22 protein-coding genes are annotated in these 20,978 nt (G+C 65.2%); 19 read left to right on the top strand and 3 right to left on the bottom strand.

All coding sequences use genetic code 11. The features are described from left to right. The first annotated feature begins 946 nt into the window (after positions 1-946). The 14 genes from GV027_RS19460 to GV027_RS19400 all read left to right on the top strand — a co-directional run bounded on the left by GV027_RS19460 (position 947) and on the right by GV027_RS19400 (position 12,731). Entirely contained in the window at positions 947-1,501 is a 555-nt protein-coding gene (locus tag GV027_RS19460) for a hypothetical protein (RefSeq protein ID WP_159513291.1), read from the top strand. A 100-nt stretch (positions 1,502-1,601) separates the two neighbouring features. Beyond that, the gene (locus GV027_RS19455; protein ID WP_159513290.1) at positions 1,602-1,985 is read left to right on the top strand and encodes a hypothetical protein; all 384 of its coding nucleotides are present in this window, start codon (positions 1,602-1,604) and stop codon (positions 1,983-1,985) included. Positions 1,986-2,453: 468 nt separating this feature from the next. Beyond that, the gene (locus GV027_RS19450; RefSeq protein ID WP_159513289.1) at positions 2,454-2,744 is read left to right on the top strand and encodes a hypothetical protein; all 291 of its coding nucleotides are present in this window, start codon (positions 2,454-2,456) and stop codon (positions 2,742-2,744) included. Continuing rightward, positions 2,737-5,214, top strand: a complete 2,478-nt coding sequence (locus GV027_RS19445) for a type IV secretion system DNA-binding domain-containing protein (protein ID WP_159513288.1) — start codon at positions 2,737-2,739, stop codon at positions 5,212-5,214. The genes GV027_RS19450 and GV027_RS19445 overlap by 8 nt, the downstream gene beginning before the upstream one ends. Before the next feature lie 3 nt (positions 5,215-5,217). Then, positions 5,218-8,301, top strand: coding sequence for a MobF family relaxase (gene mobF, locus GV027_RS19440; RefSeq protein ID WP_159513287.1), 3,084 nt, complete (start codon positions 5,218-5,220; stop codon positions 8,299-8,301). Beyond that, the gene (locus tag GV027_RS19435) at positions 8,298-8,543 is read left to right on the top strand and encodes a hypothetical protein (protein WP_159513286.1); all 246 of its coding nucleotides are present in this window, start codon (positions 8,298-8,300) and stop codon (positions 8,541-8,543) included. Before mobF ends, GV027_RS19435 begins: the two co-directional genes overlap by 4 nt. 294 nt (positions 8,544-8,837) lie before the next feature. Next, complete coding sequence (locus GV027_RS19430) at positions 8,838-9,533, top strand: hypothetical protein (protein WP_159513285.1); 696 nt, start codon at positions 8,838-8,840, stop codon at positions 9,531-9,533. Beyond that, positions 9,530-10,072 (top strand): DUF2726 domain-containing protein, encoded by a 543-nt coding sequence (locus GV027_RS21955; RefSeq protein WP_159513284.1) that lies wholly within the window; start codon positions 9,530-9,532, stop codon positions 10,070-10,072. The genes GV027_RS19430 and GV027_RS21955 overlap by 4 nt, the downstream gene beginning before the upstream one ends. Positions 10,073-10,076: 4 nt before the next feature. Next, positions 10,077-10,283: a hypothetical protein gene (locus tag GV027_RS19420; protein WP_159513283.1), complete on the top strand. Its 207-nt coding sequence runs from the start codon at positions 10,077-10,079 to the stop codon at positions 10,281-10,283. A 21-nt stretch (positions 10,284-10,304) separates the two neighbouring features. Next, a complete protein-coding gene (locus GV027_RS21590; protein ID WP_236559406.1) occupies positions 10,305-10,655 on the top strand; it encodes a hypothetical protein in 351 nt (116 codons plus the stop codon). Then, on the top strand, positions 10,648-11,478 hold the full coding sequence (locus tag GV027_RS19415; protein ID WP_236559405.1) for a CsgG/HfaB family protein: 831 nt from the start codon (positions 10,648-10,650) through the stop codon (positions 11,476-11,478). Before GV027_RS21590 ends, GV027_RS19415 begins: the two co-directional genes overlap by 8 nt. 63 nt (positions 11,479-11,541) lie before the next feature. After that, positions 11,542-11,949 (top strand): hypothetical protein, encoded by a 408-nt coding sequence (locus GV027_RS19410; protein WP_159513282.1) that lies wholly within the window; start codon positions 11,542-11,544, stop codon positions 11,947-11,949. Then, the gene (locus GV027_RS19405) at positions 11,946-12,458 is read left to right on the top strand and encodes a hypothetical protein (protein WP_159513281.1); all 513 of its coding nucleotides are present in this window, start codon (positions 11,946-11,948) and stop codon (positions 12,456-12,458) included. Before GV027_RS19410 ends, GV027_RS19405 begins: the two co-directional genes overlap by 4 nt. An 18-nt stretch (positions 12,459-12,476) precedes the next feature. Then, complete coding sequence (locus GV027_RS19400; RefSeq protein ID WP_159513280.1) at positions 12,477-12,731, top strand: hypothetical protein; 255 nt, start codon at positions 12,477-12,479, stop codon at positions 12,729-12,731. A 74-nt stretch (positions 12,732-12,805) separates the two neighbouring features. Here GV027_RS19400 and GV027_RS19395 read toward each other — a convergent pair whose 3' ends face one another. Both GV027_RS19395 and GV027_RS19390 read right to left on the bottom strand, forming a co-directional pair. After that, positions 12,806-13,429 carry an SOS response-associated peptidase gene (locus GV027_RS19395; protein WP_159513279.1) on the bottom strand — a complete coding sequence of 208 codons (624 nt, stop codon included), beginning with the start codon at positions 13,427-13,429 and terminating at the stop codon, positions 12,806-12,808. A 48-nt stretch (positions 13,430-13,477) separates the two neighbouring features. Next, positions 13,478-13,747 (bottom strand): HU family DNA-binding protein, encoded by a 270-nt coding sequence (locus GV027_RS19390; RefSeq protein ID WP_159513278.1) that lies wholly within the window; start codon positions 13,745-13,747, stop codon positions 13,478-13,480. Positions 13,748-13,812: 65 nt separating this feature from the next. Between GV027_RS19390 and GV027_RS19385 the strand changes: the two genes are divergently transcribed. Beyond that, entirely contained in the window at positions 13,813-13,965 is a 153-nt protein-coding gene (locus tag GV027_RS19385; RefSeq protein ID WP_159513277.1) for a hypothetical protein, read from the top strand. On the opposite strand, the gene GV027_RS19380 is transcribed toward GV027_RS19385, so the two are convergent. Next, positions 13,959-14,408 (bottom strand): hypothetical protein, encoded by a 450-nt coding sequence (locus GV027_RS19380; RefSeq protein ID WP_159513297.1) that lies wholly within the window; start codon positions 14,406-14,408, stop codon positions 13,959-13,961. The two genes, GV027_RS19385 and GV027_RS19380, sit on opposite strands and share 7 nt — an antisense overlap. A gap of 167 nt (positions 14,409-14,575) precedes the next feature. Here GV027_RS19380 and GV027_RS19375 point away from each other — a divergent pair, with 167 nt between their 5' ends. The 4 genes from GV027_RS19375 to GV027_RS19360 all read left to right on the top strand — a co-directional run bounded on the left by GV027_RS19375 (position 14,576) and on the right by GV027_RS19360 (position 20,976). Next, positions 14,576-15,337, top strand: coding sequence for an ImuA family protein (locus GV027_RS19375; protein WP_201302719.1), 762 nt, complete (start codon positions 14,576-14,578; stop codon positions 15,335-15,337). Further along, positions 15,252-17,036, top strand: a complete 1,785-nt coding sequence (locus GV027_RS19370) for a Y-family DNA polymerase (protein ID WP_236559404.1) — start codon at positions 15,252-15,254, stop codon at positions 17,034-17,036. Before GV027_RS19375 ends, GV027_RS19370 begins: the two co-directional genes overlap by 86 nt. Further along, positions 17,033-20,296, top strand: a complete 3,264-nt coding sequence (locus tag GV027_RS19365) for an error-prone DNA polymerase (protein WP_159513294.1) — start codon at positions 17,033-17,035, stop codon at positions 20,294-20,296. Before GV027_RS19370 ends, GV027_RS19365 begins: the two co-directional genes overlap by 4 nt. Positions 20,297-20,736: 440 nt before the next feature. Continuing rightward, positions 20,737-20,976, top strand: a complete 240-nt coding sequence (locus tag GV027_RS19360; RefSeq protein ID WP_159513276.1) for a hypothetical protein — start codon at positions 20,737-20,739, stop codon at positions 20,974-20,976. Positions 20,977-20,978: the final 2 nt, after the last annotated feature.

Raw genomic sequence — 20,978 nt, 5'->3', positions numbered from 1 at the left:
CCGGAGCCTCCTTGCCTTTTTCGTCGCGCGGGGGCGGCGCTCCGGGGCATCGAGCCCCATCGCGCCGCGTGGGACTGTGCTTCCGCTCCACCCCGCCACCAGCGGCCACGCACGGCTCGCTCGCATCTCGGTCGACCCTGCGGTCGACCAGCTTGCTACGCCTCGCCCGCGCGCGCCGCAGAGCACTCCACAGGGCAGCGCCGAGCACGGCTCGCTCGCATCGTGGCGACCCCTCCGGGGCGCCTACTCGCTACGCCTCGCGCGTGCCCTACGACCTACGGTAACCACCCCGCACCGGCTCGCTCGCATCGCGGCCATTCCCTACGGAATGACCAGCTCGCTACGCCTCGCGGTGCGCGATACAAACCACCCACCGGGCAGCGCCGGGCACGGCTCGCTCGCGTCGTGGCGACGCCTTCGGGTCGCCTACTTGCTACGCCTCGCGCGTGCCCGCGACCTACACTGATCACCCGCGCACCGGCTCGCTCGCATCGCGGTCATTCCCTACGGAATGACCAGCTCGCTACGCCTCGCCAGCGCGGGTAGCAGGACGGGTCCACCTCGCCCCGAGCACGGCTCGCTCGCGCCGCGGCAACCCCTACGGGTTGCCCGCTTGCTACGCCTCGCACGCGCCCGGGCTTACGCCGAGGACGGTCCGCACCGGCTCGCTCGCATCGCGGTCGGCCATCCGGCCGACCATCTCGCTACGCCTCGCCGATGCCGATGGCCTTCACCTCTCCAGTACGGCTCGTGCGGCACGGCTCGCTCGCGTCGTGACGACCCCTTCGGGTCGCCTACTCGCTATGCCTCGCACGCGCCGGGGGACCTCTACCGACGACCATGACTACCCCGGCCCCTACGGGCCGACCAGAGCAGCCATGCATATCGCACAAGCGGCCAGAGAGAAGGGGGATCGAGAGGGCGAGTCATACAGGGAGTGACAAGCATGACGATCAGCTTCACCGCGTCGGTTCTCGCATCCGCCTCAGCTCCGGCAGTCGCCGTGAGCGTCCGCCACCTCGCCGCCTTTCGGGCTTTCGCGCGCGAGCGCGGCGAAAGCCTTGGCGACGAGGGAGACGAGTTCCTCGCCTACAATTTCGAGGCCCGCGTCTGCCCATGGTCGCTCGCCAGCGTCTGCGCGATCTTCGACCATGATCCGGGCGTTATCGCCGTGGTCGAAGAGGCCCAGTTCCGGGGCCTCAACATTCGCTTCTGGCGCAACGAGACAAGGGGCGCGGTAATGATGAGCGTGGCCAAGTCGATCGACGGCTCCGCCTTGATCGACCTGTCCAACGACAACGCCTACGCGTTGCTGGACGCGCTCGGAATCGACCGGGACGCCTGCGGCCAGATCGCGCTGTCGGAGCTCCGCACGATTGTCACCGATCCCGCACGACGGAGTCGGCTCGATACCGACGGCTTGGGACGATACGCCGACCAGCTGGAGCGGCTCGCGACCGTCGAACGGACCGAAGACGAGGTACACGTCGTCTGGGGATAATGCCTCCACCCTGGACGGTCGTGTCGGGGGGACATCGGCTCTGCCGGTGTCCCCTTTTTTATGCCGGCTTGGCTTTCAGCGCGACCAATCTCCGACCCCAATGACGATGGTGAAGGGGGAGGCCGGTCGGCCTGTCCCCTTTTTTGCTGAAAGGGCTCAAGCTTCGAACGTCGACCCGATGCATAGGCCCGAGTTAAGCGGTCAGACGCTTGTCGACTTCCTCGATTCCGAGCTTCTTGATGGCCGTCATGATACTCTCGAAGTGGGCACCATCGGCCTTGAACAGGCCCGACTGCTCAACCAGCTTCAGGCGTTCCGCTCGCTCCCGTTCGAGGAGCTTCTTGCGACGATCGGCAAGCCGCTGTTCTTCGGCTTCAAGCTGCTGCCGTTCCTGTTCGATACTCAGTGCCATGAGGTGCTGAACCTTTCCCTTGATGACGCCTCCATGGACCAAGATGCCAGCGCACTGACGAGCCGACAATAGCCCGATCGCTCCGGGCCTGATGACCCGATGATGGGACGGCCTGGTCCGGGCTGACGCCGGACCATCGGCAGGTTGACGGACCCTGGCTTTCAGCCGGGTCCGTTGGTGCGGGATCGCTTCGCATCCCACGTTTCCGATCGACTAGGGACTGCCCGCGGCGCGCTGCTCTACCGGATTCCGGCTCTACCCAAGAAGACCGACAACGAGGAGCCAGAACCGCCGAGACAGTCCCTAGGATTTGCACACCCTATGCGGCGACCGCGGTTGTAAGTCACTGGTTTTGCACATGTATCGCTAGCGATACCATGTATCGCTCGCGATACATGGGCCGGGCGGCCTCCAACACACTGGAATTGCACACTCTTCCCGTATCGCTAGCGATACACGTTTCAGCTTGCATCGGCTTCATCGATCGGCGAAACTGCGCCTGCGAAAACCCCACCAGCCTCGGCAAGATCGAGGACTGGGATGACTGACAAGCACCAGGTACTGACCCTGCGCCTCAACGGCGATGACTGGGCAGCACTCAATCGCATCGCTGACAAGCACGGGTTTTCCCGGGCCGAGGCTGCGCGGGCCGCCCTCATGCAAGGGCTCCGGTTCGCGGAGGCGGGCCACACCTTCAACATCACCCGGACGGTGCTCCTTCTGGAGTACATGCAGGCTGCGATCGACGTCATCATAACCCGGGATCACGGGGACGCCGTACCCGCCCTCCTCGAGGCTGCGCAGCAGCGCCTGGAGACGTTCCATGCGTAGGAACGATATCCGCTTCAACGGTCAGGCAGCGACGATCCAGCACGCCTCCGCAAGGGGTCGGATCACCCGCAACGCGGACAACTTTACCCGCGGCTCCCAGCTGCTTTCGCACCAGTATCAGATGACATGGGCAGGCATCAAAATCCCGCTCTGGATCTGGGTCGGCGTCGCGGTTGTGGTGTTCAACATATTCATCTGGCTCGGCCTCAAGGAGCACGAGTTCCAGCTAGACCTTATGCGGTGCTACTCCACGCTGTGGACCTGGGTCGGTGGCGACAAATACCACCTCATCAACCTCACCCTTCCCGGCGGGAAGATGGTCCATCTCCCCATGGGCTACGTCCCGTACCACCCGGCCGTTGTCGAAGCGTGGGAGAAGACCTGGCGGATCGTGTGGGCGACCTTTGTGATCGCGTCCATCGTCGCGGCACCCGTCATCATGTGGTTCATCACCTGGGCGAACAAACGCGGCAGTGACATTCTCAAAGAGCGTCACGAGCGCGGCGCCATGCTGGTCGAGCGACCTGTCCTCGTCCGCGAGATCAAGGCCCATAATCAGGACCAGTTCAGCCAGGAATGCCGCTCAGGCACGCCTCAGCGCAACCCGGCGATGGTCGCCCAACTGAGCCTTCCCGACCGCGTCGACCTCGGCATCCACACGCCCTATTCAATCGCTGGCATCCCCTATCCATGGCGCCTCGAACAGAGCCACACCATGATGATCGGCACGACCGGCACCGGCAAGACGACCCAGCTTCGGTCGCTGGTCAATCAGCTTCGCAAGCGGCGTCATCGCGCGGTCATCTTCGACCTCACCGGTGCCTTCATGGAGGCATTCTACAACCCCGAGACCGACATCGTCCTGAACCCGATGGACGCACGTTGCGCGCCCTGGACGTTGTTCGATGAGTGCCGGAACTATGCCGACTTCGTCTCGGCCGCAGCGGCCCTCATTCCCTCCCATCCGGACGACAAGGAGCCCTTCTGGCAGAACGCAGCGCGGATGCTCTTCATCGAGATGTGCATCAAGCTCCAGGAGCTCGGCGAGACCAATAACGCAGCCATCGCTCACCATCTGATGCAGGCAGACCTGAAGTCGATACACTCCAAGCTGGAAGACACCGTCGCCGGGCCGCTGACGACCGAGAAGGCGGCGCGCATGGCAGAGTCGATCCGGTCGGTCCTGAACGTCAACGGTCAAGCCCTCCGGTTCATGCCAGACCCTGTTCCAGGCGGCCCGCCAGCCTTCTCGATCCGCGATTGGATCTCGACCCAGCACCGAGACGGATCGATCATGTTCATCACGGGCAGCTACAACGACCTGGAATTGACGCGCGGCCTGTTCACCCTCTGGATGGACCTCGCCGTCAACAATCTGATGCGGTTGCCCAAGACACGCGATCTGCGCACCTGGTATCTCTTCGACGAGGTCCACGCCCTCCACGCGCTGCCTGCCATCGAGCACGGCCTGCAGAGCGCCCGAAATTACGGGGGAGCGTTCGTCCTCGGCATCCACTCATTCGATAAGCTGGTATCCACCTACGGCCTCCAGAACGCGACCGCGCTGACCGGTTTGGCGCGCACCAAGCTAATCTTGGCGACGGCCGATCGGACCACCGCCGAGAAGTGCTCGGAGTTCATCGGAAGCCGCGAAGTGCGGCAGATGGATGAGGCCTATAGCTACGGCTACAACAATACCCGCGACGCCTCGACGCTGACGCCCCGCAAAGCGATCGAGCCGCTCGTCATACCCGATGACATCAACAATCTTCCGTCGCTGCGCGGCTTCGTGAAGTTCCCGGACGGCTTCCCCGCGACGCGCGTCGAGCTCCAATGGAAGAGTTATCCCGATGTGGCCGTCGGGTTCGAACCACGGCCCGAGTTCAAGCCGACAGAATACGTCTCGCCGGAAGACCGGCGTCGCAGGGCCAAGCGCGCGGATGAGGGTGGCGAGGGTGGCACGGAGCATGTGCCCAATCGGCCGGTGAATGGGGCGGAACCGGTGCTGGAGAAGCCGGAACCACAGCGGGAGCGTAGCGAGGCTGAGAGAGCCGCTGCTGGGATCGAGATCAATCAATCCCAGGCTTTGACGACCTTGGCCATCCCGCAGCCAGGCGGGACTGGTGAGCAGACCATGACTTCAGGGCAGCGCGGCGTGTCACCAGGTCCTCAGCAGGGCTCGTTGACTCCCGCGGCTCTGGACGGCCGTGCGGCCCGTGCCCCCATGATGGCCGGGATGGGGAATGCCGTGACCGGCGCACGATCTGGTCAGGATGGGCCGGAGATGGGTCGGTCGGCAGGCGCCGAACGATCGGCCGATCGCACAGGCGATACCGTCCGTGAAGATCGGCAGGAGGACCAGGTCATCCGCGAGCTACGCGACGGCATCGCGGTCGACAATCGGGACCACCACCATCACGGCCACGACCATGATCACGGGCTCGACGACGGCTACGGGATGGGGGACTGATCCATGCTGTCGGTCGCTTCCGTCAAGTCGGCGTCTGGTGCGGCGAACTACTTCGCCAAGGACGACTATTACACGGCCGAGCACTCGTCCGAGGCGACGGCTTGGGGCGGTGTCGGCGCGGCGGAGGTCGGCCTCAAGGGCGAAGTCACCAAAGAGGCTTTCGAGAAGATCCTCAACGGTGAGCTGCCCGATGGCGAAAAGGTCGGGCAGGTCCAGAACCGACAGTCCGGCGTCGACCTGACATTTTCGATGCCGAAGTCGGCTAGCATCCTCGCATATGTCGCGGGCGACGAGCGGGTGCTCGCGGCGCACATGACCGCCGTCAAAACGACCATGACCTGGGTGGAGCAGAAGTTCGCAGAGGGCCGGACCTACGAGCGGACGAAGTCGGGCGAGCCGGTTCGGACCGGCAACCTCGTCTATGCCCTGTTCCAGCACGACACGAGCCGCGCGCTGGATCCGCAGGGCCACATTCATGTGCTGGTCGCGAATATGACCAAGATGGCCAACGGTGCCTGGCAAGCGCTCCACAACGGCCAACTGTGGAAGAACAACACCACGATCGGCGCGGCGTACCATGCCCAGTTCCGCGCCGAGCTGGCGAAGCTCGGATACGAGACTTCCGTCACCGGCAAGCACGGGCAATTCGAGATCAACGGCGTTCCAAAAGCCGTCCTCGAGGCCTTCAGCCAACGCCGGAACGACATCGTTGCCAAGGCTGCCGAACTGGGGATCACCAGCCCGAAGGCACTCGATCGCATCACAACGAATACCCGCGATGCGAAGCTCAATGTCGAGGATCGGCAGGCGCTGCGCGAGGCGTGGCAGGAGCGGGCCGCCGCGTTGGGCTTCGACGGAAAAACCCTCGTTGCTGCAGCAGAGGCGAAAGCGGGGGGACGCGAGATCCCGGCGATGACGACCATGGAGCGGGTGCGCGAGACGGTCGCCGGCATCGCCGGTGCGCTCGGCGAGCTATTCTCGCCGAAGGACCCGCTGGTCTCGAGTGGCATAGACCGGATCGGCATGCCGGCCGTTGAGTTGCGCGCCCAGCACGCTGTGGCGAGCGCGATCCGGATCCATGCTCAGCGGGAAGCTGCGTTCTCGGTGTCGGAGATCACTCAGACCGCCCTCAACCTTGGGCTGAAGGGGGTTACAGCCCCGCAGATCGACGTGCGTGTGTCCGAGCTCATCCGGGAAGAGAAGCTGCTCCCCGGCAAGAACGATCGGATCGACGGTGTGGTCACCCACGTCACCACGCCCGAGGCGCTTGCGACCGAGCGCGGGATCCTCGCCCAGGTCGAGCGCGGCAAGGGAGCCGTCGCTGCCATTGTACCGGCAGAAAAGGTCCTCGACCGTCTCAACGCCGCGTCCGGCGACAAGGAATTGAACACGGGCCAGCTCGCCGCAGCGACGCTCATCCTGACGTCGACCGACCGGATCGTGGCTGTCCAGGGTGTGTCCGGGGCCGGCAAGTCCACAATGCTGTCCTCCGTCGCGCGCAACGCCGAGCAGGAGGGGCGCAAGGTGGTCGGCCTCGCGCTGATGAAGGCGACCGCCGACCGGCTTGGCGCTGAGACCGGCATCGAGAGCCGCACCGTCTCCTCCTTCATTCACAGCTACGCGCGCCATGCGCTTGCCGGCCAGGGCGACGGGTACAAGGGCGCACGCGCCGAACTCGCTGGGACCGTCTTGGTGCTGGACGAGGCGTCGATGGTGGGCAGCGACCAGATGAAGCACTTGGTCGAAATCGCCAATGCGCTCGGCGTTGATCGGCTCGCCATGGTCGGCGACCGCCAGCAGATCACCGCAGTCGACGCCGGCAAAGCCTTCGCGATCGCCCAGGAAGGGGGGATCGGCATGGCTCGAATGGACGAGAACCTTCGCCAGCGCACGGAGCAGCTGCGCACGGTCGCGGCGCTCACCAATCGTGGCGCGGTGCGCGAGGCGATGGAGGTGCTCGGCGACAAGGTGGTCGCCAACCCCGAGCATGTGAAGACCGCGGCGGAGCATTGGCTGAAGCTGACCCCCGAGGAGCGAGATGCGACCGCAATGTTCTCGTCCGGCCGGAAGGCGCGCGCGGAGCTCAATGTGCGCATCCAGGAAGGACTGGCGACTGAGGGGACCTTGAAGGGAGAGGGGCTGACGATCGGCGTCCTCGACAAGGTGAACCACACTCGGGAAGAACTGCGGTACGCTCACGCCTACAAGGCTGGCCAGGTGATCGATCTCCGCCACGCGGTTCGCGAGCTCGGCTTGCCGCGGGGCACCTTCGACGTGGTCGGCGTCGACGCCAAGGGCCGGGTTCAGGTCATGATCGGCAACCGCCTCAAGACCTTCGACCCTCAGGGGATCTCACCGCTCGACAAAACCGACACGATGCAGCTCGCGCAGCGCGAGCAGATCAAGCTCCACGAGGGCGACAAGATCCGCTGGACGCAGAACGACAAAGATCGCGGCCTCAACAACAACGACGTCGCCCGGGTTCTCTCGGCCGACAAGAACGGCATCAAGGTCGAGAGCCTGGACGGCAAGGTCCACGAGCTGAAAGCGGGCGACCCGATGACGGAGCGGATCAGCCTTGCTTACGCGCTGAACATGCATGCCGCGCAGGGCATCACCGCCGACACCGCGATTACGGTCATGTCGCACAAGGAGAGCAACCTCTCCAACCAGCGCCTCTTCAACGTCACCGTCACCCGCGTTCGGGACGACATCCGCCTGTTCACGGACGACCGCGAGAAGCTGACCGCGGCGATCGAGCGGAACGAGGGTAACAAGACCTCCGCTCTCGAGGCTGTCGGGCAGTTGTCGGTCGATCCGGGCCGACATGGACCGGATGGGGGAGCCGCGCGGCCCGGTGCCGGAGCTAGCACCGGAGCGGTGTTCAGTCCTGACCTGCCGCCAGATCTCGATCGCGGTCCCGAGAAAACGGGGCCGGCTGCGGCTACCAGCGCGCCCGACCTACCGCAGAGCAAACCGGACTTGCGCAGCAATCCGTCGCTCAACCTCACGGCAATCCGCGTGAACGTGGAGCCGAAGGGGCCCGAGCTTCCCTTCCCCGAAAAGGACATCGGACTGGAGCTATGACCATGCACGCCAAGCCGACCTGGGATCAGGTCCTCACCGCCAAGCACTGGCATCCCTGCGACCTCGGCACGCACACGATCGCGCAATGCAGCGCCGACGCCCGCCACCAACATGCCATCGGCTGGGGCGCGGACGTTCTGTCCTTCTGCGCGGTATACGCGGTGCTGTTCTCGGTCGTTCGGCCGATCGAGCGCGCGTTGGCCCGCCGGACGGCTGCGCCGACGAGGGCGGCAGCTGCATGAGCCTCGCCGATCGTCCATACACGCAGGGACGGGGAGCCCGGCAGAGACCAGTCCGTCTCGACCGCCCGCCACCCGGCGCGATCGACATGGAAGGCGGTCCGTCCAGCGCGTCTTACAGCGCCTCTCAGGCTGTGCGCGAAGGATCGCGGCCGCGCAGCCCGCGCTGGCGCTCCCTGGGGTTCCTGGCGGCGTCTGCGGGGCTTTGCACCATCGGATGGGCGATCGCCTGCGGAATGATCGGCGCCAGTCTCAGCACGGAGGGCGGCTCGTTCGTCCCACCGAAGGAGGTCACCCATGGGCCTCGATGATCGCGATTACATGCGCGACCGCTATCGCGAGCGGCAAGGTGGAAAGCGCGAGGTCCCGCTAGGCTCGGCCAGCTGGATCGGCCGAGCGGCGCAACCCGCCGGTAGCGGCGGAGGCTGGTTCGAGAAGAAGAATCGTGGGCATGATTACCAGCGCGGCCGGTATCGTCCTCGGCGATCGTCGCCGCTCCGCCATGCGCGCTGGCTGATCCCGATCCTCTGCCTGTTGACCTACGTCATCCCGATGTACTTCGATGCCAAGCGGGGAGGCTGGCTGCCCGACCTGATGCCGGGCATTCCCTTTCCTGAGTCCGGCAGCGTCACCGTCCCGACGCATCTATCCCAGAAGCGGATCACCAGCAGCCTGACGGTCCAGACAAGCGACGCGAACGCCGTCGTCCAGCTCTTCGACCCCGAAACCGATGAACATGTTCTGTCGGTGTACGTCGCGGGCAACGATCACGTCGTCATCCCAGCGCCGCGCGGCACCTATCGAATGAAGATCGTCGAAGGCCGCAAGTGGCACGGTCCGACGAGGTATTTCGGCCCGAACACTCAATACGAGACCGTGCTCAAGCTCATGACCTTCTCGAAGCGGATGGGGAACGGGATCGACCTGAGGCGTCGCGTTGACGGCAACCTTCACACCCGTCCCATGATCACCAACCCGGAGCCGCTGCTATGAACGGTCTCGTGCCCTTGCTCCTGATCGGAGCCGTCCTCCTGTTCATCGTCCTTGCGCTTCAGAATGTGAGGCCCGGCCGGACGGCTAAACTCCCGGTCGAGGCGAAACCGCTGATGAGCGCGACCGAGCGCCAGATCATCGCCTTGCTGGAGGAGGCGCTGCCGCAGGCGCGCGTACACGCAAAGGTGGCAATGGGCGCGATCGTGAAGACCCGTGCGGGGCTCTCGCAGCGCCAGCGCATGTCCGTCCGCGGCCGCTTTTCGCAGAAGATCGTCGACTTCGTCCTAGAGGACAGAGCATCCGGTCGGATCCTCGCCTTGGTCGAGCACGGTAACGGAGCTCGGAAAGCAGCGAGCGAGCGAAGCGGGACGCGATCACCGGCGCGGCCGGTTACACGACCATCCGCCTGCCCGACACGCGCAGGCCAACGGCCGCCGGCGTCCGCGACGTCGTGCTGGCCGCCCTTTCCGACCACGCAGGATCCAACAACACCAGCGCCCCTCAAACGCGTGGGCAAGGGGCAGAGCAGCGCGAGGTGACCGCATGACATGGCAGTTCGACGAGATGGGCGAGTTCGGGTCGGAGGCCGACGCCGATCGCTGGGCGAAGCGTAACAACATCGCCCCACAAGACGTCCGTATCACCCGAAAGGGTGAAGGCGTGGAGCTCGAGGTCCGGCGTTCGGCCCTCGGGGACAGTGGCAGCCGCCACAACGACCGTCGCGACGGCCGTCGCAACGGCTTTTTCTGACCAGGGAAGGGAGACACGATCATGAAGCTTCGATACTTCACCGCAATGGGGGCCGCTGCCCTCGCGATCGGCATGCCAGCCGCGGCCAGCGCCGCGCCTGCAGGACCGGTCCTCCTCGCCATGGCGACGTTCGCCACAGAGACGGGCGGGACAGACGCGCACGAGAAGGCGAGCCTCAAGAAGGCGCATTACATGTCGCATGCGAAAGCGCATGCAGATGGCGACTGCAAGGACTGCGCTGATTGCCCCGACTGCGCTGATTGCGCCAACTGCGACAAGGCCAAGCCGGTGGTTACCGCGGCGGAAGAGGCGGCGGGGATCTGCGACCCGACCAAGCACGGGGCCGCGAAGAAGGCGAAGGCCGGTGCCTAATCGGACCACCATCCTCGCAGTGACGGCCGCTCTCGCGGCCGTCACCCCTTCAACCCTGTACGCGCAGAAGCTCGGCCAGGGCGGCACGGGCGTCGACGAGACGACTGAACTGCCACGTTGCGCCACGCCGCTCGGCGTCGCAGCGCTGGTCGAGCAGAAAGCCGCCAGCGCGACGGACAATCTTTCGCCACAGCTGCAGGCGCTGATGCGAATGGCGGAGATGCAGAACGGGGGCAGCACCGCCAAGGTGGATCCCCTACCGCTCGTCAAACTGATGGCTGCCCGCAGCGGCTGCTTCGCGGTCGCGGACCGGGGAGCTGCCTTCGACGCATTGGAACGCGAGCGTGCGCTCGCCGGCGGGACGGCGCGACCGGTCACCAAAGCCGATTACCTGATTCAGGTGCAGGTCCTGTATTCCGATGCGAAGGCGCGGGAGAGCGGTGGCGGCTTGGGCGGTGCCTTTGGGGGAGCGGTTGGGCTCAAGTCCAAGACCCTGGAGAGCCAGGTCCTCCTCACGCTCGTCAACGTCGACACGGGGATCCAGGAGGCTGTCGCGAGCGGGTCGGCACGCAAGAAGGATCTCGGTGTCGTCGGGGGCGGTCTGCTCCTGGGGCTGGGTGTGGGCGCGCTTGGGGGCACCTATGGCTCGACCGACATCGGCAAGATCACATCGTTGGCGATGCTCGACGCGTACCGGAAGCTGGTTGCCGACGCACAGCCGCGTTTGGCGTCCAGGCAGCGCGTTGCACCGCAGGCCGGTACGGGCGTGTTGCCGACAGCGGGAACCGCGCCGGCCGTGACCTCGGCTCCTCCGGGCAAGTAGGACAAGCTCGTGAACATGATGGATCGGTTCGGGCTCACCCCGTGCCCCTATTGCTCGGCAGGAATGCTGCCCTGGACCGCAGGCAAGCGGGTCCATCATTGTGAGCGGTGCCAGCGGCCGCTCGCAATCTATCGCGGGCTGTTCAAGCGGGACCGCTTTCGCATCATTCCGCTCTATGCCGCGGTCCACGCGACCGCGGCACTTCTCTTCGTCCTTGCCCTCGCGACTGCCCTGGTCGGCACAGGAAGCATGCGGCACATAATGCTCGCCGTTGCCTTCCCGCTTGCGCTGTTCGGGGCGAGCGATGTTGCAGACGGCTACCTCTCGATCCGCACCGGTGTGAGCCGGATATTCGGTCGTGTCCGCAGAGGCGGCATAGCCCGCGCGATCGGCGCCGGTACGATCCTTTTCGGCCTCGCGGGCTGCTTGATCGCACTAATCGGCATCACAGCCTTCACGGGCGCGCAATGATCGCCCTGTGTCTCATCGTGGGTGACAGCACCGGCGTCGGCACGGCTTCGGCTCTGGCGGCTCAGGGGGTCCGGTGCGAGATCCACGCCCGCGTAGGCGCTAGCTCGGCCGAGGTGGCGAAAACGTGGAAGGGCAGTCCTCCGGTCGCGCGCGCCCTGCTCGCGATCGGCTCGAACGATCCGACAAACCCCTCGCTGACGCGCAATCTCGTCTTTGTGCGTCAGCGCGTCACGGCTGCGCGCGTGACCTGGCTGTTGCCATACAACACGACTGCGGCGCGCGTGGTCGCGAGGGTTGCCACCACATTCGGGGATCAGATCGTGCCGCTGTCGTTTCAGCCGTCGACCGACCGCGTCCATCCGCGGAGCTATCGACCTGTTGCGGCGAGCCTCGGCTGGAAAGATGTTTCCGGATGCCGGCACATCGTTTCCACCAAATCCGCCGACGTCGCTCGACAGGCACGCCCGATCGAGCCCCGCCAGCGGGCGACAGTCATCCTCATGCAGTGACCGGAAGGGTGCCGTCCCATGCCTTCGCCCGAAATACCGACACAGATTGCCGACGACCAATCATCAGAAAGCATTGCCGCTGCTTTCAGAGCGCAAGCATACGATCTCATGGACAGGTCACCGATCGCCGCAGCTCACCTCGTCCTCGCTGCCGCGACACTCGCCCCGGAATGTGACGACGAGCGAGACGTCGCCGACCAGTTCTCATTTGTCATCGCCGACTTCGCGATGGGGCTCGCAAGGATCCATCATCGCGCCCGCGCCCGCCTATAATCGAAGAGCGCCTTTCCTGGGCTCCACGAGCGCGTTGCGGTTGATCACCTCGATCGCGTCGCTGCTGAGGGTGGTCATTCGACGCGCATCAGCTGGGAGGGGTAGGGCGCCACGGCATCCTTCAGCTCATCCCAAGGCGCCGAGAGCCACCGATCGTAGTCCTCGTCGTGCAGGATCACGGGCATCGCCTTCGGGTGAATGGGAGCCACGACAGCGTTCGGCTCGGTGGTCAGGAAGCCATAAGCGTTGCCACGCTCGGTCGGCCGCCAGATGCCGGCGAAGGCGAAGATCGGCCGGCTAGGAACTTCGAACCAGTGAAGCGGCTTTTTCCCGTCCTCGCCCGGGGCCACTCCGTACTCCGAAAAGGCAGTCACCGGCACCAGGCAGCGCCGTGCCGGCGTCGTCAGCATGGACCGCCAGAAGCTTGAGCTGAGATTCCGCACGTTCGTGACGTATTTCGTCAGCTTGGCGGCCGGATCCCGCTTGCTCGGCACCTGGGTAGGGACGCCCCATTCCATGCGCTCAATCTTCCGATCGGCGCCGTCCTGGACCACCACTGCTCCGTAGAACGGCGTCTTCTTACCAGTCGGAAAGACGTCGCCGGCCGGAAACGTCTCGTCCGGCTCATAGGGCGGGCGGATGCCGAACGTCGCAGCCACCTCGGCCTGCTTCGCCGTCAGCCGATACCGATTGCACATCCGCGCCTCCCATCCGGCGCCGGCAGACTGGTCGCCAGCGCGCTTACCTCAGAGCTTGTCCTTGAAGCCCTTCGCAGCTGTGAAGGTGACCTTCTTGGAGGCTGCGATTGTGATCGCCTCCCCGTTCGATGGGTTTCGGCCCTGACGTTCCGGCCGGTCCTTCACCGTAAACTTCCCGAAGCCGTTGATCGAGACTTCCTCACCCTTCACCGCAGCGTCTGCAATCTGATCGAAAACAGCATTGATTGCCTTCTTCGCATCCGCCTCGCTCGAGCCGGTCGCACCCGCAACGCCTTTGGCCAATTCACCAATGTTCATGCTAGATCTTCTCCGTTGATTAAAACGGTGAGACCTTAGCCATCGCGAGCGATGATACAACGACCGTGCTGGACGAGGCGAATGCCGCAGCCGTCCGCTTGATGGTCGAGAGGCTGGCCGACCATGACGTGATCAAGGTGTTCAACCTGACCGGCGGGCTGGGACCTGTCGCAGATCTTGCTGCCGAGCAGATGAAAATACGGGAGCTGGATTACTGAACCCGCGCGATCCGTTCGCGTGTGACGCGCGGATCTTCGTACAAGTCGCGGACGGCGCGAACACGAAAGAGGTTCCACCAGCGCTGCCAACGATGCTCGGCCGCGTCGTGGAGCATGTGGCACCGCTGACATAGCGCCTTGAGGTTGGCAGGAGCGTTGTTGCCTGGGTCGTGGTCGAGATGGGCACATGCCAGGACTACGAAGGTCATCCGTACAGAGGCGAGGACGAAGCCCCCTTTGATCGCAATGCGCTTGCCTCGATCCGAGCGCCAACACCTCGATTCCGCATCCCACCACCGCCCGTCGCCGAGATGGGCCACACGGCGGAGATGCGGACGAGCACACCGCTCGCAGCGCGCGCCGGCACGCTCGAAACGAACCGATCGCGAGATCTGTTGCCAGTCGATCGGATAGAGCCAGCGGTTCTCAGGGCGGATCGGCATAGCGATTCTATGAGTCAGGCGCGCCCAGAACGGAAGCGCTTTTTCCGCTTTGTTTGCGGTCCGTTGCGCAGCCGTTCCGCCTGAATCGATGAACCGATTGAATGCGAGCTTGACCGATGAAGCCCGGTAACGGAACATAAAGGGAACGAGTAGAGTCTTAGAACATGATGTCCGCCGCCCTCGATTCCTTCGCGCCCAGCATAGCGCACCTGCGGACGATCGCCACGCCAGTGACGGAGTACCGGGTGCTGCCATTCGGCGTCGACGAGATCGACAGCAGGCTCGGAGCAGGGGGATTGCGCGCCGGTGCGCTTCACGAGGCAACCGCGCAGAGTGCGGCGCTGGTCGACGATGCGGCAACGACGCTGTTCCTTGCCGGGATCGCCGCCCGCGAGGCTGCGAACACCGGAGGTCCCGTTCTATGGGCGAGCTGCAGGGCCGACCTGTACGCTCCCGCCTTGGAGCAAGCCGGCCTCGCCTCTGCCAACGTCATCTACGCTCAGTCGCAGGACGATGCCGCGCTACTGGCCGTGATCGAGGATGCGGTCCGAGACGGCACACCTTCGGCCATCATTGCAGAAGCGAGCAAGGTAGCGATGGTCGCAACGCGTCGCTTGCAGCTGGTGGCAGCAGAAGCCGACATGCCGGTGCTACTTCTCCGCCGTCGCCGCGGCCGTGACCAGGATCCGTTTTCCGAGCCTTCCGCTGCCTGGACGCGCTGGCGGATCGGCTCCGCGCCTTCGGCGCGCTTGGACGTCGCGGGTGTGGGAAGAGCGCGGTGGTCGGTTGAACTCGCACGCCAGCGCGGTGGTGCATCCTTCTCCCTGATTGTGGAGGGCAGCGATGAGACGGGTCGTCTCGCTGTTCCTGCCGAACTTGGCCATCGAGCGGCTGAGACGGCTGGAACAGCCCGCTATGCGGCCGCCTGAGCGGCCCTCTTTGCAACTGCCGATAGACGACGACCCGGGTGCCTGTTCGGTGCCGCGGGGCGGCGGTTGGCGACCTGGTGCCAAGTGGGCGCGATCCAGCGCGCAGTCGCGCGAAGAAGTCGAGGCTCAGATCGCGTCACTGCCGGTCCACGCCCAGCCGCCCATGCGTGAGCTTGGCAGGAGATCCGAAGCGGCAAGCCACCCGTACAAGGCCCCGACGCTCGCTCCGCGGGTTATCGCGCCTGCCGCAGCTCCGGTCCAACACGCGCCGGTCGCGCTCGTCGGAAAGGTCGGTAGGCGGGAGGAGGTAGTCGCCGCCTGCACCGGCGCGCAGGCACTCGGCATCCACCCCGGCATGGCGGCGACCCATGCACGTGCGCTGGTGTCGGATCTCGACTTCCGTCCGGCAGAACCTGACGCTGACGCGGCGCTGCTCGACAGGCTGGCGTTGTTGGCGGTCAGGCGCTGGTCCCCGATCGCGGCCGTGACGCCGCCAGACGGCCTCTGGATCGATCTCGCCGGCTGCGACCACCTCCACGGCGGTGAGGAGCGGTTCTGCCGGCGTCTGGTTGCCTTCTGCCGTCGTGCAGGCTTCACCGCGCGCGTTGCCGTCGCAGACACCCCTGGCGCTGCCCATGCGCTGGCTCGCTTCGGCAAGGGTGACCTCATCCGCGTCGGACCTCACGGGACAGCGGACGCACTTGCTCCGCTGCCGCTCGCAGCATTGCGGCTCGCACCCACGGCGCTGGCCGCAGCGCGTAAGTTCGGCTTCGACCGGATCGCAGATCTGCTGCCGGTCGCGCGCGGGCCGTTAGCGCGTCGTCTTGGCCTGCCCGCAATCACCCGGCTCGATCAGGCACTAGGCGGCGTCCCAGAGCCGATCACGCCACGTGACGACCCGGAGGTGCCCGCAGCCGAGCGCCGGCTACTAGAGCCGATCGGGACCGCCGAGGCGATCGAGCAGGTCATGGGCGACCTGCTGCGCGATCTCGCCGTCGTCCTGCAGGCGAAAGGGCTAGGTGCTCGGTCTCTTCGCCTGACATGCTTGCGCGTCGACGGCACCGAGCAGCTCGTGGCAGTCGGCACCTCTCGGCCGACGCGCGAGGTCTCGCATCTGCTGCGGCTTCTGAAGCTGCGCATCGAGCGCATCGATCCAGGCATGGGCATCGAGCAATTCATGCTTGTTGCCCCGCATACCGAGCCACTCGACGCCGTCGATCTCGGTGCCGTCCTGGCAGGCGAAACGCTGGTGCGCGATCCGTCGCGGCTGGTCGACGTCATTGCCGGCCGCATTGGTGTACGCTCGGTCTTCCGCATCGCCCCGGTCGAAAGTCATGTGCCGGAGCGAGCCGTCGCCCACTCCGACCCGAATGAGGTTCCGGGAAACTGGCCCGCTTGGCAACGTCCGATCCGCCTTTTCGCGCATCCAGAGCCGCTGCACCGGGTGTTGGCACTGATGCCCGACCAGCCTCCACGCCGGTTCGAGTGGCGTGGCAAGACCTACAAGGTGGTTGCCGGTGACGGGCCTGAGCGCGTCCATGGCGAGTGGTGGCGCCGCGACGCGGAGGTGTGGGCCGTCCGGGACTACTACAGGGTCGAGGACGAGACTGGCGGCCGCTTCTGGGTGTTCCGCCGCGGAGACGGCTTCGAGGACGATACAGGCGATCTGTCCTGGTGGATGCACGGGGTCTTCGGGTGACCCACTATGTCGAGCTCCAGGTGCTCACCCACTTCTCGCTCCTGCGCGGGGCATCCAGTCCGGAGGAGCTGTTCGCGGCCGCGGCGTTGCTCGGCTATCCGGCGATCGGGGTCAGCGACATCGGCACCGTTGCCGGCGTCGTCCGGGCATGGGAGGCGCAGAAGGCGACCGGCGTCCGCTCAATCGCCGGCACTCGCGTTGATCTATCCTGCGGCCGTCGCCTGCTGCTCTACCCCACCAACCGGCCTGCGTGGTCGCGGATTACGCGTCTGCTGACGGTTGGTAAGACGCGGGCAGGGAAGGGCGGTTGCCTCCTTCACTGGCACGATCTCGAACCATGGTCCGAGGGCGTTGTCGCGATCCTGCTGCCTCACGAGGCGGACGAGGATAACCTTGCGGCGCTGAGGGACCTGAAGGCGGTCTACGGGCGGCGCGGCTACATGGCGCTGTTCCAGCGGCGCCGGCCGGGAGACGCGGTCCGGATCGATGCGCTTGCCCGCCAGGCGGGCGGTGCCGGCGTGCGCGCCGTCGTTACCGGCGATGTACTCTACCACGCGCCGGAAGCGCGGCTGCTGCAGGACGTGGTCACGGCGGTGCGCGAGAAATGCACCGTCGACGAGCTTGGCTATCGCCGCGAGGTGAACGCCGATCGCGCGCTGAAATCGCCCGACGAGATGGTCCGGCGCTTCCGCGCCTATCCCGACGCACTGCAGGCGAGCGTCGACATCTCGCGGATCTGCACCTTCGATCTTGGCGAGCTTCAGTATCAGTACCCGCATGAGAAGCTGATCGACGGGCTGACCGCGCACGAAGCGCTGCAGCGCTTGGCAGACGAGGCTGTCGACCGGATGTTCGATGGCAACGTGCCCCAGGCCTACACTGACCAGATCACGCATGAGATGCGGCTGATCGGCGAGCTTGGCTACGCGCCTTACTTCCTGACTGTCTACGCGATCGTCCGCGAAGCACGCCGGCGCAGTATCCTCTGTCAGGGCCGCGGCTCGGCCGCCAACTCCTGCGTCTGCTTTGTCCTCGGCGTCACCTCGATCGACCCGATTAAGCACGAACTGCTGTTCGAGCGCTTCGTGTCCGGGGAGCGTCGTGAGCCGCCCGATATCGACGTCGACTTCGAGCATGAGCGCCGGGAAGAGATCATCCAGTGGATCTACGAGACCTATGGGCGCAACCACTCCGCCCTGACAGCGGTGGTGCAGCGGTATCGCGCCCGGGGCGCAGTACGCGACGTGGGCAAGGCGCTTGGGCTGCCCGAGGACCTGACCTCCTCGCTTGCGGGCCTCGTCTGGGGCTGGTCAGCAGAAGGTGTCGGCGAGAAGCAGGTCGACGAGCTGAACCTCGACATAGGCGATCGCCGGCTGCGGCTGACACTGGAACTCGCCCGCAAGCTGATCGGCGTGCCGCGCCACATGTCGCAGCATCCTGGTGGCTTCGTTCTGACCCATGACCGCCTCGATGACCTAGTGCCGATCGAGCCCGCTGCGATGGAGGATCGGCAGATAATTGAGTGGGATAAGGACGACATCGACGCACTCAAATTCATGAAGGTGGACGTTCTCGGCTTGGGCATGCTTGGCTGCATGAACCGCGCCTTCAATATGCTCGAAGCGGACAAGGGGCTACGCGTCGGCTTGGCTGACCTGCAGGACGATGATCCCGACGTTTACGCCATGATCCAGAAGGCTGACACGCTCGGCACCTTCCAGATTGAAAGCCGCGCGCAGATGTCGATGCTGCCGCGCATGAAGCCTCGCCGCTTCTACGACCTTGTTATTCAGGTCGCGATCGTGCGGCCGGGCCCCATCCAGGGCGACATGGTCCATCCGTATCTGCGCAGGCGAGAGGGTCTGGAAAAGCCCGAGTACCCGCGGCCCGAGCTACGCGCCGTGCTGGAGAAGACACTCGGCGTGCCGCTCTTCCAGGAGCAGGCGATGAAAGTCGCGATCGTCGGTGCCGGCTTCACGCCTGCCGAGGCGGATCAGCTGCGGCGCGCCATGGCGACGTTCAAGTTCACTGGCGGTGTCTCGCACTTCTCGGAAAAGCTGGTCAACGGCATGGTCGAGCGCGGCTACCCGCGCGAGTTTGCCGAGCGAACCTTCCGCCAGCTCGAAGGCTTCGGATCATATGGCTTTCCAGAGAGCCACGCAGCGTCTTTCGCCAAGATCTCCTACGCATCCTCGTGGATGAAGCATCATCATCCAGACGTGTTCTGCGCTTCGTTGATGAACGCGCAGCCGATGGGCTTCTACGCGCCGGCTCAGATCGTCCGTGATGCCCGCGACCACGGCGTCGAGGTGCGACCGCCCTGCGTGAACGCGAGCCGTTGGGATTGCACCTTAGAGAAGACGGGCGGGCGCTACCTCGCTGTGCGGCTAGGCCTGCGGCAGATCCGCGGCCTGTCGAACGCTGATGGTGCCAAGATCGTCGGGGCGCGTACCACCACCGCCTTCGAGAGCGTCGAAGACGTCTGGCGGCGATCGGGGGTCCAGCGGGCCGCAATCGAGAAGCTGGCAGATGGCGATGCCTTTCACGGCTTCAGCGTCGATCGCCGACAGGGTCTCTGGAAGGTGAGGGGTCTCGGAGAGGCCCCGTTGCCGCTCTTTGCTGCGGCCGATCGAACCGCCGAAACCTTCAGCGCCGAAGGTGTCGAGCCCGACGTGACGCTGCGACCGCTCACCGACGGCCGTGAGGTGATCGAGGATTACCGCGCGCTCCAGCTATCGCTCCGGGCGCATCCGCTGACCTTCGTCCGCGACGAGCTAACCCGGCGCGGGGTCACCAAATGCGCTGATCTCGCGAGCATCCGCGACGGCCGCCGCGTCGAAGTCGCAGGCATCGTCTTGGTTCGCCAGAAGCCGGGATCCGCCAAAGGCGTGCTGTTCATCACGATCGAGGACGAGACCGGGATCGCCAACGGCATTCTCTGGCCCGACCGTTTCGAGGCGCAGCGGCGCACGATTATGTCAGCGTCGATGGTCGGCATGAAGGGGCGGGTGCAGAAGGAAGGCGAGATCATCCATGTGATCTGCGACCGGATCATAGACCACGGAGATCTGCTCCACCGCGTTGGCGACATGTCGTTTCCGCATAAGACTGGCCGCGGCGATGCTGCGCAGCATCCAGGGTCGCCTGATCGCGGCGACAAGGGCTGGCAGCCAGAGCCGCGCAATCAATATTGGCCACCACATGCTGACGGACTGGACCCCGAGGAGGTCGTGCGCTTCAAGTCGCATGACTTTCACTGATCGGTGTCCCAGCTCCCAAGGCACCAGCGCGTCGTGATCGCGCTATCCGTGCATATACTCCGCTGCGGGGTCAGCCGCTGCTCCGAGGCGCGCGTTGACGTTCCGGAGATCCGCTTGGCGCTGCGGTGCCTGCTGCCGCACTGCCCCGAAAAATGGCCTCTCGCGCTGTACTGGGACTCCGGGTCGCAAACAAACGACATTGGTCGCGCTCAAGGCGTGACTGCTGCCTTCAACGGGATCGTTCGTCAGCTACGTCGCGCCGGCTGCTACGAGGAGGTGACCCCTTCCTGAGAGTGCGCGAGGATGAGCGATTAAAGTCGGTAGGTCGACGATCGCTCGGCGACAGCCCCGACCTGTCCTGCTAAAGGCTTTGTGTCTCGTTGCCGAACGTGCTAAACTATACCTCAGAAAGGTGCCGACGTCGAGCTGGAGTAGAGACTATGTCTGATCTTGATAATCTCCGACTCGGCCATCACCGCAATCAGCCCACGTCGTCGGTTTTTCCAAACTCGGCTTACTATCAGAGCCCTGAGAACATGTACGATATCGCTACACCGCGAGGCCGAGAGCTGTTGGACGAGGTTTACCCGTCGTCGAGCAACCGTAGTGGCGAGGCGAAGCAGTCCGGCTGGCTGATCCTCTTGATCGCCGCCCTCATCATCTTCGTCCTGGTCATCTAGTT

This window comes from Sphingomonas sp. T1 (genome assembly GCF_902506585.1).
In the GTDB taxonomy this organism is placed as follows: Bacteria; Pseudomonadota; Alphaproteobacteria; order Sphingomonadales; family Sphingomonadaceae; genus Sphingomonas; species Sphingomonas aerolata.
Note: the sequence above shows the minus strand (reverse complement) of the source record. Positions and strands in the feature narration are given on the sequence as shown.